Source organism: Ferrovibrio sp., from assembly GCF_002796975.1.
In the GTDB taxonomy this organism is placed as follows: domain Bacteria; phylum Pseudomonadota; class Alphaproteobacteria; order Ferrovibrionales; family Ferrovibrionaceae; genus Ferrovibrio.
In genome coordinates, this window is record NZ_PEKV01000018.1 from 1 (window position 1) to 14,567 (window position 14,567).

At 62.5% G+C, this 14,567-nt stretch carries 14 protein-coding genes; 7 read left to right on the top strand and 7 right to left on the bottom strand.

The annotated features are described in order from the left end of the window. Window positions 1-122 precede the first annotated feature (122 nt). The 3 genes from argC (at window position 123) to CTR53_RS18475 (ending at window position 2,757) form a co-directional block, all read left to right on the top strand. Window positions 123-1,169 carry an N-acetyl-gamma-glutamyl-phosphate reductase gene (gene argC, locus CTR53_RS18465; protein ID WP_290816975.1) on the top strand — a complete coding sequence of 349 codons (1,047 nt, stop codon included), beginning with the start codon at window positions 123-125 and terminating at the stop codon, window positions 1,167-1,169. After that, window positions 1,166-1,696: a gamma carbonic anhydrase family protein gene (locus tag CTR53_RS18470; protein ID WP_290816978.1), complete on the top strand. Its 531-nt coding sequence runs from the start codon at window positions 1,166-1,168 to the stop codon at window positions 1,694-1,696. Before argC ends, CTR53_RS18470 begins: the two co-directional genes overlap by 4 nt. A 77-nt stretch (window positions 1,697-1,773) precedes the next feature. After that, complete coding sequence (locus CTR53_RS18475; protein WP_290816981.1) at window positions 1,774-2,757, top strand: pentapeptide repeat-containing protein; 984 nt, start codon at window positions 1,774-1,776, stop codon at window positions 2,755-2,757. A 337-nt stretch (window positions 2,758-3,094) separates the two neighbouring features. On the opposite strand, the gene CTR53_RS18480 is transcribed toward CTR53_RS18475, so the two are convergent. Together CTR53_RS18480 and CTR53_RS18485 are read right to left on the bottom strand one after the other, a co-directional pair. After that, a complete protein-coding gene (locus CTR53_RS18480; protein ID WP_290816984.1) occupies window positions 3,095-3,313 on the bottom strand; it encodes a hypothetical protein in 219 nt (72 codons plus the stop codon). A gap of 62 nt (window positions 3,314-3,375) precedes the next feature. Further along, a complete protein-coding gene (locus CTR53_RS18485; RefSeq protein ID WP_290816987.1) occupies window positions 3,376-3,879 on the bottom strand; it encodes a hypothetical protein in 504 nt (167 codons plus the stop codon). Window positions 3,880-4,274: 395 nt separating this feature from the next. Between CTR53_RS18485 and CTR53_RS18490 the strand changes: the two genes are divergently transcribed. Further along, complete coding sequence (locus CTR53_RS18490) at window positions 4,275-6,200, top strand: methyl-accepting chemotaxis protein (protein WP_290816990.1); 1,926 nt, start codon at window positions 4,275-4,277, stop codon at window positions 6,198-6,200. A gap of 59 nt (window positions 6,201-6,259) precedes the next feature. Here CTR53_RS18490 and pcaF read toward each other — a convergent pair whose 3' ends face one another. The 5 genes from pcaF to CTR53_RS18515 form a co-directional block, all read right to left on the bottom strand. After that, window positions 6,260-7,462, bottom strand: a complete 1,203-nt coding sequence (pcaF, locus tag CTR53_RS18495; RefSeq protein WP_290816993.1) for a 3-oxoadipyl-CoA thiolase — start codon at window positions 7,460-7,462, stop codon at window positions 6,260-6,262. 50 nt (window positions 7,463-7,512) lie between these two features. Beyond that, a complete protein-coding gene (locus CTR53_RS18500; RefSeq protein WP_290816996.1) occupies window positions 7,513-8,520 on the bottom strand; it encodes a threonine/serine dehydratase in 1,008 nt (335 codons plus the stop codon). A gap of 72 nt (window positions 8,521-8,592) precedes the next feature. Further along, complete coding sequence (locus CTR53_RS18505) at window positions 8,593-9,456, bottom strand: alpha/beta hydrolase (RefSeq protein WP_290816999.1); 864 nt, start codon at window positions 9,454-9,456, stop codon at window positions 8,593-8,595. After that, window positions 9,453-10,127 carry a haloacid dehalogenase type II gene (locus CTR53_RS18510; protein WP_290817001.1) on the bottom strand — a complete coding sequence of 225 codons (675 nt, stop codon included), beginning with the start codon at window positions 10,125-10,127 and terminating at the stop codon, window positions 9,453-9,455. Before CTR53_RS18510 ends, CTR53_RS18505 begins: the two co-directional genes overlap by 4 nt. Window positions 10,128-10,141: 14 nt before the next feature. Further along, window positions 10,142-12,244, bottom strand: coding sequence for a lytic transglycosylase domain-containing protein (locus CTR53_RS18515; RefSeq protein WP_290817003.1), 2,103 nt, complete (start codon window positions 12,242-12,244; stop codon window positions 10,142-10,144). Window positions 12,245-12,456: 212 nt separating this feature from the next. Between CTR53_RS18515 and dapA the strand changes: the two genes are divergently transcribed. Genes dapA through CTR53_RS18530 form a run of 3 tightly spaced genes read left to right on the top strand, consistent with a single transcriptional unit; the run spans window position 12,457 to window position 14,566 of the window. Then, entirely contained in the window at window positions 12,457-13,392 is a 936-nt protein-coding gene (gene dapA, locus CTR53_RS18520) for a 4-hydroxy-tetrahydrodipicolinate synthase (protein ID WP_290817005.1), read from the top strand. Window positions 13,393-13,398: 6 nt separating this feature from the next. Continuing rightward, window positions 13,399-13,860, top strand: coding sequence for an SsrA-binding protein SmpB (gene smpB / locus CTR53_RS18525; RefSeq protein ID WP_290817008.1), 462 nt, complete (start codon window positions 13,399-13,401; stop codon window positions 13,858-13,860). A gap of 34 nt (window positions 13,861-13,894) precedes the next feature. Next, window positions 13,895-14,566: a sulfite oxidase-like oxidoreductase gene (locus CTR53_RS18530; protein ID WP_290817010.1), complete on the top strand. Its 672-nt coding sequence runs from the start codon at window positions 13,895-13,897 to the stop codon at window positions 14,564-14,566. Window position 14,567 lies beyond the last annotated feature (1 nt).

The following is a 14,567-nucleotide window of genomic DNA, read 5'->3' on the forward strand; positions in this document are numbered from 1 at the left end:
TTGGCTGATTTAGTGGGTCAATTCCGCGTCTGAAGGGGGCAATTTAGCTATTGAACCCGGCGGCTGGCGCGTTATACCCATCCTCCTCGTCTTTTCAGGCCCTTTTTCCTCAGGAGGTTGTTATGGCCACGGACGCCATTCGGGTCGCGATTTTGGGTGCCAGCGGTTATACGGGCGCGGAACTGCTCCGCGTGCTGCTGCGTCATCCGCGCGTCCGCGTGGTCGCCCTGACGGCCGACCGGAAGGCAGGCGAGGGGATCGACACGGTCTTCCCGCAGTTCATGGGCCTCAACCTGCCCAAGCTGGTGACCATCAAGGAGGTCGACTGGAGCGGTGTCGACGCCGCTTTCTGCGCCCTGCCGCATGGCACCACGCAGGAAGTGATCGCCAGCCTGCCGGAGCATCTGAAGATCGTCGACCTGTCGGCGGACTTCCGGCTGCGGAATCTCGACGAATACGCGAAGTGGTATGGCCACGAGCATCGGGCGCCGAAGCTGCAGGACGAAGCCGTCTATGGCCTGACCGAAGTCTATCGCGACCAGGTGGCCAAGGCGCGGCTGGTGGCCAATCCGGGCTGCTATCCGACCTCGGCCCAGCTGCCGCTGATGCCGTTGCTGGAAGCCGGCCAGATCGACCCCGATGACATCGTGATCGATGCCAAGTCCGGCGTGTCCGGTGCCGGCCGCGCGCTCAAGGAAGGCTCGCTCTATTGCGAGGTGGCCGAGGGCACGCACGCCTATGGCATCGGGTCGCACCGGCATGGTCCGGAGATCGAACAGATTCTCTCAGACGCTGCTGGTAAGCCGATCGTCGTCAATTTCACGCCACACCTCATGCCTATGAATCGTGGCATGCTGTCGAGCATCTATGTGAAGCTGAAGCCGGGTGTCAGCGCGGACGACCTGCGGGCCACGCTGGTCAAGCGCTATGCCGAGGAGCCCTTTGTGCAGATCACGCCACAGGGCGTTGCGCCGCAGACGCGCCATGTGCGCGGCACGAACTCTTGCCATATCGGCGTGTTTGCCGATCGGGTAAAAGGCCGCGCCATGCTGTTCTCGGTGATCGACAATCTGATGAAGGGTGCGAGCGGTCAGGCCGTGCAGAACTTCAACGTGATGTACGGTCTGCCGGAAACCATGGGGCTCGAGCAGATCGCGCTCTTCCCGTGAGTTTGATCCTGCCGTTCGGTGACAAGCATCCGGCCATCGCGCCGGATGCCTTTGTCGCGCCGAATGCGACGGTGATCGGCGATACCGGGATCGGTGCACGCAGCTCGATCTGGTTCGGCGTGGTGATCCGCGGCGACGTCAACAGCATCCGTATCGGCAGCGATACCAATATCCAGGACGGCAGCGTCGTGCATGTGACCCGGGCGAAATTTGCCACGGAGATCGGCTCGGGCGTCACCATCGGCCATCTGGCTCTGGTGCATGGCTGCCGGCTGGAGGATCACTGCTTCGTCGGCATGCAGGCGACCGTGATGGACGGCTGCGTGATCGAGAGCCAGGGCATGCTGGCCGCCGGAGCGCTGCTGACGCCGGGCAAGCGCATTGCGGCGGGCGAACTCTGGGCCGGGCGGCCGGCCAAACTGATGCGCCGTCTTGATACGGACGAATTGCGGAATATTACCGAAACGGCCGCGCATTACGCTCGGCTGGGTGCGACCTATCGGGCCCAGCTGGCAACGGCGTGTTAACACTTTCTTGAACTGCCCTAATTACATTCCATCTCATAACTCGTAATCCGGCTCGCCGCCGGCACGCGGATGGAAACATGACGACCGGCGACGCCCATAACGGCCCTTGGCCCGACGATCTGTACGATCAGATCAAGGCGCATGGCGAATTCCTGTCAGGCCGCCTTGGCAAGCTGACGCGCGGCAAGCAGCTTACGCTTGTGGGTGCCGACCTCACCGGCATCAAGCTGGTCGGCATGAACCTGCAGCGCACCGTCTTCCGTGGCTGCCGTTTCTACTGCGCCGATCTGCGCAACACCGATTTCAGCCAGGCTGTGCTCACCGGCTGCGACTTCTCCGGTGCCGACCTCACCAATGCACGCTTTGTCTGGGCGAACCTGCGCGGCGCCGATCTGTCGCGCGCCATCCTGAAGGGTACGCGCTTCGAGAATGCCGACATGCGGCCGATGACCGATCCGCCGGTGCCGCCGCACGGCAAGGGCGGCGTCGTGTCGCTGAGCGAAACCACGCTGCACAATACCAACCTGACGCAGGCCAAATTGCTCGGCGCGTCTTTCGTCGGTGCCATCCTCGATGGCTGCATCCTCGACAATGCTGACCTGGAAGGCGCGGATTTTTCCTATTCGACGCTGAGCAATGTGCAGTTCAAGACTGCAAAGCTGCACAATGCGAATTTCAATCTCGCCGATTTTCCCGCCGAGATGCTGCAGCAGTTGCAGGGCAGCGGCGCCAAACTGCCGAAAGTGGTTGCGCCGGAGGTGCTGGAGCAGGTGGTGCAGGATCACCAGACCTGGATCGATACCGATGGGCAGAAAGGTCGCCGTGCGATCATGGCCGGCTGGTATCTGTCGCGCGCGCATCTGGCGCTCGCCAATCTCAATGGCGCCGACCTGCGGCAGGCCAATCTCTCGAATGCCAATCTGCATGGCGCCAAGCTGATCTGCTCGGATATGCGTGACAGCAATCTGATGTATGCCAATCTGACTGATGCGGATCTGCGCGGTGCGCTGATCGAAGGCTCGCGCGGCCTGCCTGTCGTCCTGAACGACAAGAAGAATTAGAACCCGCACCGGGCAGGGCGGTTGTTAGCCGTGACGTTGTCTTGCGGCCTGAGATAAATTGTGCTATTATTCCCATAATCAGAACATGTGTTCGCATATTCTGGTATGCGCATCGGCGCAGCTTTGGATAAAACATCGCCGTTCTTGGACATCGTCAATAATAAAATCAAAGTCTTGGCACAGATAGTCAATGACTTAGGCGGGATTCAACTGGCCTAAACTGGCTGAAACAGGACGGAACTGGCTCAAACAGGACGGAACTGGCCCCGAACGGGACAGAACTGGCCTCGAACGGGACGGAACGGGCTCTGAAGCGATGAAACTGGGGAGCCGGATTTCAGCGCCGGCGTGAGGCAGCCGAACTGCTGGCGCTGGTCGAGTTCATGCCTTTGACTGCGCGCAGGATACGGCGCCACACCAGCATGCCAACGAAGTTGCTGCCCAGCGTCATCTCGGCGAGCTGACGGTTGGCATGCGATTCCGCGCCGCGTGCGCCGTAATCGGCGATCAGGTCGCGGGCCGTGCGGTAAATCTCAGCGTCGGAACTGTTGTCCATGGCCGCTACACTGCTGGCAAAACGTTAGCGAAGTATGGCGGAAAATGGTTAATGCCGCAGCATTAAACCGGGTCGCGGACCTTGCTGACGGCAATGCCCAGATTGTCGAGCAGATCCTTCTGCAGCCGGTCGGTCATGCCGCGCACACCCTGGGCCAGCACGACATACATCGCATCGACATGGATGCTGATCACTTCCAGCTGGGCTTCGTTCGGCAGGGCCAGTTCGGCGATAAAATCCTTCAGCGACTTGGCGAGGTGGCTCAGCAGAGGGTAGCCGAAAGTGCCGCCCATGCCTTTGATGTCAAATGCCAGTTCGGAAATCGTCGTCAGGATGAAAATGCGCGACAGTGGATCGTCCTCGGCCGCTTTTACCTGCACGCGCATCTCGCGCAGCTTGTCGAGCACATCCTTGGAGAAGGCATCGGCGGATTCGGTGATCACCGCTTCGATCCGGCTGCGCACCTCGTCGGTGAGCGTGAGATCGACGCCGGTCTGGAAATTGACAGCCTTCTGCCGCAGCGCCTGCGGCGCCTTGATGAACTTTGCTTTTTCGGGCTTGGCCATGCCCAGCCATTCTCCGACAGAATGCCCCAACATTCTTGCATGAATGACATGGGCTAAATGCCCGTCGTGCGGGCATTTGGGTTATATCGGCCGGTGCAGGCGCTGTATAGCGTCAGCCCGGGTCACAGGCTTATCGGGGCAGGTGAAGCGGCCGTTCGTATCCGCGTTGCCAGGGCTCGTCCGTGTGACGGGAGGATGAAACTCAACCGCAACTTGATGGCGAGCAGGGAGTAAACTTTTCGACTAAAGTCGGATGGGGCTAAGGGCTTAGATCGCCGGCTTATTCTGCCCAACCGGGTATTCATTAAGCTACACTGTCAAAAAACAGGACAAGAGCGGACGCCCGAACCCGACAGGGCTGGGTTTGTAAGGCGCCGACGCGGGAGGAGTTACACATGGTTTCTGGTCTGCCCACGGGTCTGCGCGTCGGCGTGGCAATTGGCAGTCTGATCGTTGTCGCTGGCGGTTGGGTCTGGAGTGCAACTCATTCTGCCGGCGGCATGATGCTTCCACTGATTGTCAGTCTGGTCGCCGTTGTCGTCGGTGGCGCGATGATTGTTTCCCTCAGCGGAACGACTGCGATTGCCGATCTGTTGCGGAACTGGCCGGCCGCAGCCGGTCAGGTCGACACTGCGCCTTCGAATCTGCGCGAACCCTTGCAGGCCATGGCGCGGCGCTGGGGCGAGGAAACCAGCCGGCGCGAAGCGCTGGAGCATCGTCTGGCAGAGGTCGAGGCCGAACTCGACCGCGTGCAGAAATCCGACAGCGCGGTGATCAGCGAAATTTCCGAGCTGTGCGGCGACATCGACAGCGGCGTTCTGAACCGGCGCGTTGCCGCGCATGAAGGCGAGGCCCAGGCGCACGGTCTGGCTGAACGCTTCAATCATATGGCTGAAACACTCGATGGTGTAGTGGGCGATCTGAAGGCGCTGTTCGCGCGCATGGCCGAGGGCGATCTGTCGACTGGCGTGGACAACACCTATAGCGGCGATTTCGCCGTCATCCGCGAAGGAGCAATCCAGGCAGCGGAACGACTGGGCGGCGTGATCGGCACGATCGTGCAGGCCGCGAACTCGATCTCCAGCGCATCGGTGGAACTCAATCGCGAAGCCAAGGGACTGGCGCAGAGCGCCGAAGCGCAGTCCGACAGTCTCGACCGCACGGCGGCTGACGCGGCCTCGCTGAGCGAAGCCGCGCGCGCCAACGAAGCCGCCGCCAAGCGCGCAAGCCAGCGTGCCGAACAGGCCCGTGCCGCCGCACAGAATGGCGTGACCGTGGTGCGGCGTTCGGTCGATGCGATGAATGAGATGGCGGAGATGTCGCAACGTATCTCTGAGATCACTTCGCTGATCAATGAGATCGCCTTCCAGACCAACCTGCTGGCGCTGAACGCTTCGGTGGAAGCCGCGCGTGCCGGTGAGGCCGGTAAGGGTTTCGCCGTGGTGGCGCAGGAAGTGCGTGCGCTGGCGCAGCGCTCCGCCAATGCATCGAAGGATATCGGCGCGATCATCAAGCAGTCGGACGACAAGGTGAAGTCTGGCGTGACGCTGGTGAGCGAGACCGGCAAGGTGCTGAACGGCATCGTTGAGGCGATTGATTCGATGGGCCAGCAACTCGACGAGATCGAGCAGGCCAGCACCGAACAGTCCGGCCGGGTCAATGCCGTCACCGGCTCGATCACCGAGATCAACGCTGCCACCCGCGGCTATCTTGCCGTTGTACAGCGGACCGGCAAGGCGATTCAGGATATCGACCAGCAGGTCGCCAACCTCGCCACGCAGATCGCTTTCGTCACCACCACGGAAGACCGGCCCTTCCTGATTGCTGCGAAAGATGCTGCGGCACGCATCAGCGAAGGCTTCGAGGATGCCGTGCGGCGCGGCCAGCTCAGCATGGAAGATCTGTTCGACGAAAACTACGTGCCGATCAAGGGCTCCAATCCGCAGCAGTACATGACCCGGTACGTCAAGTTCACCGACGAATTCCTGCCCAAGGTGCAGGAGCCGCTGCTGTCGTCGAATTCCAATATCGCATTCTGCGTCGGTATCGACCGCAACGGCCTGATCCCGACCCACAACCTTAAATACTGTCAGCCGCAGGGCAATGACCCGGTCTGGAATGCGGCGAATTCACGTAACCGTCGCCTGTTCAACGATCCCGTCGGTCTGGCCTGCGGTCGCAACACCAAGTCGTATCTGTTGCAGTGCTATCGCCGCGACATGGGCGGCGGCGTCTTCATCCTGATGAAAGACATGTCGGCACCGATCACGGTGCAGGGGCGTCACTGGGGCGGCTTCCGTATCGGCTACAAGACGACCTGACCGAAACAAAAAAAAGGGCCGCCCAAGCGGCGGCCCTTTCGCTGTGCGGGCAGCGCCGCTTAAACGCGTTCGATCACCATGGCGATGCCCTGACCAACACCGATGCACATCGTGCAGAGCGCATAACGGCCGCCGGTGCGTTCCAGCTGGTTCAGTGCGGTGGTGACAAGGCGGGCGCCACTCATGCCGAGCGGATGACCGATGGCAATGGCACCGCCATTCGGGTTCACGTAGGTCGCATCGTCGGGCACGTTGAGCTGGCGCAGCACGGCAAGTCCCTGTGCGGCGAAAGCCTCGTTCAGTTCGATCACATCCATGTCGCGGATCGACAGCCCAGCTTTGGCCAGTACCTTCTCGGTGGCCGGCACCGGACCGATGCCCATCACGCGCGGGGCGACGCCGGCAGTCGCGGTGGCGATGACGCGACCGCGCGGCGTCAGGCCATGCTTCTTGGCAGCGGCTTCCGACGCCAGGATCAGCGCGGCGGCCCCGTCATTCACGCCCGAGGCATTACCGGCCGTCACCGTGCCGCCCTGACGGAACGGCGTCGGCAGCTTGGCCAGCGCTTCGAGCGAGGTCTCGCGCGGATGCTCGTCGCGATCCACCACCACCGGGTTGCCCTTGCGGCTCGGGATGGTCACCGGCGTGATCTCGGCCTCGAACAGGCCGAGCTTGATCGCAGACAATGCGCGCTGCTGGCTGCGCAGCGCGAAAGCATCCTGGTCGGCGCGACTGATCTGATACTGCTCGGCGACATTCTCGGCTGTCTCGGGCATGGAGTCGACGCCGAACTTCTGCTTCATCAGCTTGTTGACGAAACGCCAGCCGATGGTGGTGTCGTAGATTTCAGCAGTACGTGAGAAAGCGCTTTCGGCTTTGCCCATCACGAAGGGAGCGCGGCTCATGCTTTCCACGCCGCCGGTGATCACCAGGTCGAACTCGCCGGTCTTGATGCCGCGCGCGCCCGCGCCCGTGGCTTCGAGGCCCGAACCGCACAGGCGGTTTACGGTGGCGCCCGGTACCTTTTCGGGCAGGCCGGCCAGCAGCAGCGACATGCGACCGACATTGCGATTGTCTTCACCGGCCTGGTTGGCGCAGCCGTAGATCACGTCGTCGACCGCTTCCCAGTCTACAGCAGGATTGCGTTGCATCAGCGCCTTGATCGGTACGGCGCCCAGATCGTCGGCACGTACACTGGACAGCGAGCCGCCGTAGCGGCCCACGGGTGTACGAATGGCGTCACAGATGAATGCCTCGGTCATATGTCTCTCCCTAAGGTCTCTCGGCCGAGTTGGAAAAACGCCGACGGGTGTTACACCGGCGGCGTGCGGGCGATGATGGCGGAGTAAAGCGAGGAGTCAACATTTCCGCCCGAACAGACCACGACCACCGTGCGGTTAGCGCACGGGACTTTGCCATTCAACACCGATGCCAAGGCGGCGGCGCCGCCGGGTTCGACCACCAGCTTGAAATAATTGAAGGCGGTCGCCATCGCCGTTTCGACTTGGGCATCCGTCGCGGAAACAGCGCCTTTCAGATTGCGGCTCATCACGCCGAAGGTAATGTCGCCGGGATGTGGCGCCATCAGCGCATCGCAGAAGGTCGTTCCCTTGCCGGCATGGTCGACGATCCTGCCGGCCTTCAGTGAGAGATCGATATCGTCGAACTGGTCTGGCTCGGCGCAATAGACGTCAGTGCCGGGCAGGCGATCCTTGATCGCCAGCGAAATACCCGAAATGAGGCCGCCACCGGAAGCCGGTGCGAGGACTGCATCCGGCTTGATGTCGCATTCGGCGCATTGCGCGGCAATCTCCAGACCAATGGTGCCCTGACCGCTGATGATATAGGGATCGTTGAAGGGCGGCACGAGGGTCATGCCGCGTTCGTCGGAATAGCGACGACCGATGGCCTCGCGGTCTTCCTTGTGGCGGTCATACAGCACAACCTCGGCACCATAGGCGCGGGTGTTGCCGATCTTGATCTTCGGCGCATCGCTTGGCATCACGATGACGGCTGGCGTGCTGGTGATCTTCGACGCCCAGGCGCAGGCCTGGGCATGATTGCCGGACGAGAAGGCGACAATGCCGCGCTTGCGTTCCTCGGCATTCAGGCGGCTGATCCGGTTATAGGCGCCACGAAACTTGAACGAGCCGCTGACCTGCAGCGGTTCAGCCTTGATCAGCAGGCGGCCGCCCAGGCGCTCGTTCAGAAACTGGCTTTCCAGCAAGGGAGTGCGGACTGCGACGCCGCGCAACTGGCGGGCGGCATCCTCGACATCGCTGACGGTGGGGAGGGGGGGCAGTTTTGCAGGCGCGTTCATGATCGGCTCGCTGTTTGACGGAAGCCGTAACTATAGCATGCGGGCGTCAGGGTTACAGGTCTGTGAGGCCAGTTACAGGTCGGTGAGGAAAGCGTCGATGGCGGTTTCCGCCGCCGGTTCATCCAGCATCGGGACATGGCCGATATCGGGGACTGTTACAGCAATCATACCGGCATGTTCGCGCTTCATGCGAATGAAGGTGTCGGCCGTCAGGATGTCCGACAGCGCGCCGCGTAGTGCCAGCACCGGCAGGGGGCGCAGGCTGCGGAACAGCGGCCAGAGATCGGGCAGCGGCTGTTTTGCCTGTTCTCTCAGTGCCACGGAAATATTGAGGTCGTAGGCGAGCGTGAGACCTTTCCCGGTTGCAGTCTCGGTAAACGTGCCGCGCGCCATCCGCTGCCAGCCGGCATCGTCCAGCACGGGGAAAGCTGCTGCATATCCCTTGCGCAGATGGGTGATGGCAGCATTCCAGTCAGGCACCTGCACGGCCTGGCCGACGTAGCCGGCAATCCGCTGACGACCATCCTCTTTTACATCGGGGCCGATGTCGTTCAGGACCACACCGGCCAGCAGCGTCGGAATGGTCGCACCCAGCGCCATGGCGATGATACCGCCGAGCGAGGTACCCACGACAATCACGCGGCGGATATGCGTCACCGCCAGCAGGTGCTGGATATCGTCCAGATAGACCGGCACTTCGTAATGCATCGGGTTCGGGTCATGTGCGGACCGGCCGCGGCCGCGATAGTCGAGGCAGATGACGCGTCGCGTTGGCGCGTGACGCAGCGCGAATTCATGAAAGTCGTTCGAATTGCGGGTCAGGCCCGACAGGCAGAGCAGCGGCGTGCGCGCGCCTGTGCGATCGCCGTAATCGCGGTAATACAGCCGCAGGCCATCATGACTATGGAACCAGCCCTCGCGGAATTCGGCTGTCATCCAGCCGCACCCAGGATGTTCGGCACCTCAGTCAGGCTGCGCAGCACGACATCGGGCGGATGAGGCAGGCGCTCGGCCGGCTGGCCGCTGCGGTTGATCCAGATGGCGTAGAAGCCGGCCCGCTTGCCGGCATGGATATCCCAGCCGTTGCTGCTGTGGAAGGCAATCGCATTGGCCGGCAGCACGAGCTTTTCCATGGCCAGCCGATAGATCCTGGGATCAGGCTTGTAGATACCGACATCCTCCACCGAGATTTGGTGATCGATCAGCGTGTCGATCCCGGCCGAGCGGCAGGCCGCTTCCAGCATCGCCGGCGCGCCGTTCGACAGGATGCCGGTGACAAAGCCGGCGTCTTTCAACTGCCGCAGCATAGCCGGCACTTCCGGATAGCAGGCCAGATTGAAATACAGGTCAAGCAGACGCTGCCGCAGGCCGGCATCCTTCAGGCCGCGTTCTTCCATCGCGAAGTCCAGCGCATCCGCCGTGACCTGCCAGAAGTCGGCATGTGCGCCCATCAGACTGCGCAGCCAGGAATAGTTCAGCTGTTTGGCGCGCCATGTATCTGCCAGCGGTTGCCAGTGCGTCCCGAGTTCGTCGGCAAGTGCGCGGGCCGCAGCAGCCACGTCGAACAACGTGCCATAGGCATCAAACAGACAGGCCTTGATTCCCATAGCAACACCTCAGATCAGCAGGGCGACGTGCTGCAGGCTTGCCGCGGCAAACCACGCATGTCGATGTATATCCGGTCCACGCTGCCCGGCTGGTTCTGCAGCAGATGGCGGTAGACCTGTACGCTCTCCAGCACCCGCTGCACATAGTTCCGGGTTTCCGAGAAGGGGATCAGTTCGATCCAGTCGATCACATCGACATTCGGCTGCCGCGGATCGCCCCAATCCTGAATCCATCGGCGCACGCGCGCCTCGCCGGCATTGTAGCCGGCCAGTGCCAGGACGAAGTTGTTGTCCCAGTTGCGCAGTAGACCCTTCAGGTAATGCGAGCCGAGCTGCACGTTGTACCCGGCATTCCGGGTCAGCTGGTTCTGATCGAAGCCGAGCTTGAGTTCCTTCGCTATGCCTTTGGCGGTGGCTGGCATCAACTGCATCAGGCCGCGGGCGCCGGCCGGCGAAACGGCAGTCTGGTTGAATTCGCTTTCCTGCCGCGACAATGCCAGTACCAGCGCGGTTTCCGGGTCGTCCACGCGCAGCATCGGCTCGACCAGCGGATAGGCCTCGTGCAGCAGGATGATGCCCTGACGTGCCGAGCGTTTGCTGGAGGCAACCGCAAGGTCGACGCGGCGCAGGTTACGTGCAAGTTGCGCCACCAGCTTGTGCTCTTCGGGTGTCTTTGCGGTATGGACGAGGCGCATGATGAAAGGACGCAGCCGCTCTTCCTGGTCGAGCTCGACCAGAATCTGCGCCGCACGCACCACTTCGCGGCGCTGGAACTGTCGCGCCTGTTCCGCCGTCGGCTGGATCACATCGGGCAGATCGAGCGGTCGCTTGGCATCCAGTTCATGCGCCGCCAGCTGGCCATAGAACGTCGTGCCATGCAGCGCCGCCTGTTCATACGAGTGGCGTGCCTGTTCGGTATCGCCCAGCGCCGTATGGGTGCGGCCAAGCCAGTAGGCGGCACGTGACAGGCTGACCGGGAAACGCACGCTGTCCTGCAGGGCGGTGAAATGCTTCAGCGCCGCCTTCGGTTCCTGGAGCAGGCGCAGCGCGATCCAGCCGGCGAGCCATTCGGCATCAGCTTTGGCGCCGCCGCCCTTGAGTCCATGACCGGCCGCGAGACGGTAGGCTTCGGAGATGCGGCCCTCGACCAAGGCTTTGCGGGCGCGGAAATGGCGTTCGACCCACCATTTCTCGGCACGGCCCAGATCGTCGGGCGCGTTGTAGAGCAGAGCTTCGACGCCGTCATTCATGCCGCGCTTGCGCTGCCAGCGCAGACGATCGTAATTCAGGCCGCCGTCGTCCTGCAGATGGGCCGGCAGTCCGGTCACCAGCTTTTCGGCACTCGCCACATTGTTGGCAAGCGCGATGCGAGCCTCCGCCAACAGGCGGCTTTCGGCATCGAGTCTGGGCAACATCCGTCGTGCAGCTTCGATATTGCCATCCCACAGCAGCCGGTCGGTACGGGCAGCATTGTCAGCGACGCTGAAACGCTGGCCAAACTCCGCCCAGAGTACCTTTTCGTCGCGCAGCGACAGATTGCCGTCGACCCAGGCGCGCCGCATGACGGGAAAAGCATCCGCCTCGCGGCTCAATCGCAGCAATGTTTCGCCGAGCCGCAGCAATCCAAGGCCGGTTTCCGGCGGATGCGCGTCGAACCAGGCAAGGATGCGGCCGTCAGGTGTACCGCCATCGATCGCTTCGTCGGCACGGCGCAGCAGGGCTTCGCGGGCCGGCCAGTCAGGCTTGCTGTCTATGAACTTGGTGATTTCCTCGAAACCCGCGCCGCTGTTGGCCGACTGCAGCCAGAGCCAGCGGACCAGTTGCGCGATCATCGGCTCCTTGGCCGTGGCGGCGATGCGGCGCGCGGCATCGAAGCGGCTGGCGGCAGCTTCCTGAAAGGCCTTGCGTCCGATCTCGCGGTCGGCTGCGCTGAGAATCTCATGCTGGGCCGGCAGCCTGGTCTGTTCCGGCCGGGCCGGGGGTGTGCCGCGACGGGGTTTCGCCGAGGGCAGCGGTGTTGCCGTGGTCGTCGAGGCCAGGTCAGGCGAGGGTTTCGTTTCCGGGATCGGCCGGGCGGCGACCGGCGCGATCAGACCAAGGCACAGGCCCGCGAACAAGGCTACGGTCAGACCCCGATACAGACCGGGGCGCCGGCGGACAGAGGGACAATCGACACAATGCAGCGGCACGGCGAATCTTTCGCAAATCCAAATGGATGATAGCAGTCAGCCGGCCTGGGCAAAAGCTCGGCTTGCCCTTGTTTGGGGCTGCCGGCGCGAGTAAGGTCGCGGCGACCCATTTCGTAACGCGCAAAGGTAAAGGAACCATCATGTTCAAGGGCTCTTTCGTCGCACTCATCACCCCGTTCAAGAAGGGGCTGGTGGACGAGAAAGCGTTCGGCGATTTCGTCGAATGGCAGATTGCCCAGGGCACGCACGGCCTGGTGCCGGTTGGCACCACCGGCGAATCCCCGACACTGAGTCATGACGAGCATAAGCGCGTGGTGGAGATCTGCATCGAGGTGGCTCACGGCCGCGTTCCGGTGATGGCCGGTACCGGCTCGAACTCGACCGACGAGGCGATCGAATTGACCCTGCATGCCCAGGAAGCCGGGGCCGATGCCGCTCTGATCGTGACGCCGTATTACAACAAGCCAAGCCAGACTGGGCTTTATGCCCATTACAAGGCGATCCACGACGCGACGAAGATTCCGATCTTCATCTACAACATCCCGCCACGCTGCATTATCGACATGTCGGTCGAGACTATGGCCGCGCTGTCCAAGCTGCCGCGCATCCGTGGCGTCAAGGATGCCACCGGCAATCTGGAGCGTCCGCTGCTGCAGCGTATCGCGTCGGGCACTAAGTTCTGCCAGCTGGACGGCGACGACACGACCGCGCTGGGGTTCAACGCCCACGGTGGCACCGGCTGCATTTCCGTGACCGGCAACATCGCGCCCAAGCTGGTGTCGCAAATGCAGGAGGCCAGCCTGTCCGGGGACCATGCGAAGGCGCTGGCGATCCAGGAAAAGCTGATGCCGCTGCACAAGGCGATGTTCGCCGAGCCCAGCCCGGGCCCCGTGAAGTTCGCGGCTGCAATGCTGGGCATCTGCTCCGACGAAGTGCGCCTGCCGATGGCCCCGCCGTCGAAGGCGACCACCGACCGCGTCAAGGCGCTGGTCAAGCAGCTCGGTCTTGTCGGTCCGAAGGCGAAAGGCGGCAAGTCTGCCGCCAAGGCCAAGGGCAGCAAGAAAAAGAAGAAGTAAGTCTTCATGCCGCAGCAACCGCGCACGGTGGCCGAAAACCGCCGGGCGCGTTACGACTATCATCTGGATGAAACCTACAATGCCGGCGTGGTTCTCGTTGGCTCGGAGGTAAAGAGCCTGCGCGACGGTCGTGCCAGCATCCAGGATTCCTACGCCGCCGAGCAGGGCGGTGAAATCTGGCTGATCAATTCGCACATTCCGGAATATCACGGCGCGAACCGCTTCAATCATGAGCCGCGGCGCCATCGCAAGCTGCTGCTCAAGCATCGCGAGATCGATAAGCTGGTCGGCGCCCTGAAGCGCGGCGGCGTGACTTTGGTGCCTCTGACCATATATTTCGACGAGCGTGGCCGGGCAAAAGTGAAGATCGCTTTGGCGCGTGGCAAGAAGCTGCACGACAAGCGCGCATCCGAGAAGGAGCGCGACTGGAAACGTGAGCAGCACCGGTTGCTGAAGACCAAGGACTAGCCGGCTCGTTTGAAACAGCAGGCGGAGGCGAGCGATGAGCGATGACTACAAGCCCGGCCTTCTCGGCCAGATCAAGGACAAGCTGATCGCTTCCAAGCAGCAATGGGCCAGGGATGGCCGGCTGCTGACCGGCGAAACCTCGTCGCCCGACAGGCGCCGCCTGCCGCCGGGCCAGCGCCTGACGCGCGATTGGCCGGTGCTCGATCTCGGTGTACAGCCAAATATCCTGCTCGACCGCTGGCAGCTGACCGTCGGCGGCCTGGTGGAAAAACCGCTCAAGCTGAACTGGAACGATTTCCTCGATCTGCCGCAGAGCGACACGGTCTCCGACATCCACTGCGTCACCGCCTGGTCGCGGTACGACAACAAGTGGTCGGGCGTGCTGGCGCGGGATTTCCTCAAGGCAGTCCGGCCCCGGCCCGAAGTGAAACACGTCGTATTCCAGTCCTACGACGGCTATGCCACGAATGTGTCACTGGAGATGTTTGCCGCCCCCGATGTCCTGCTGGCGCATTCCTGGGAGGGCGGGCCGCTGACCCGCGAACATGGCGGACCGGTTCGGATCGTGATGCCGCAATTCTATTTCTGGAAATCCGCCAAGTGGGTTAAGCATATCGCGTTTCTGGATCGCGATGCGCCGGGCTACTGGGAAGTGCGCGGCTATCACAATACCGGCGATCCGTGGAAAGAAGAACGGTACGGCTGAG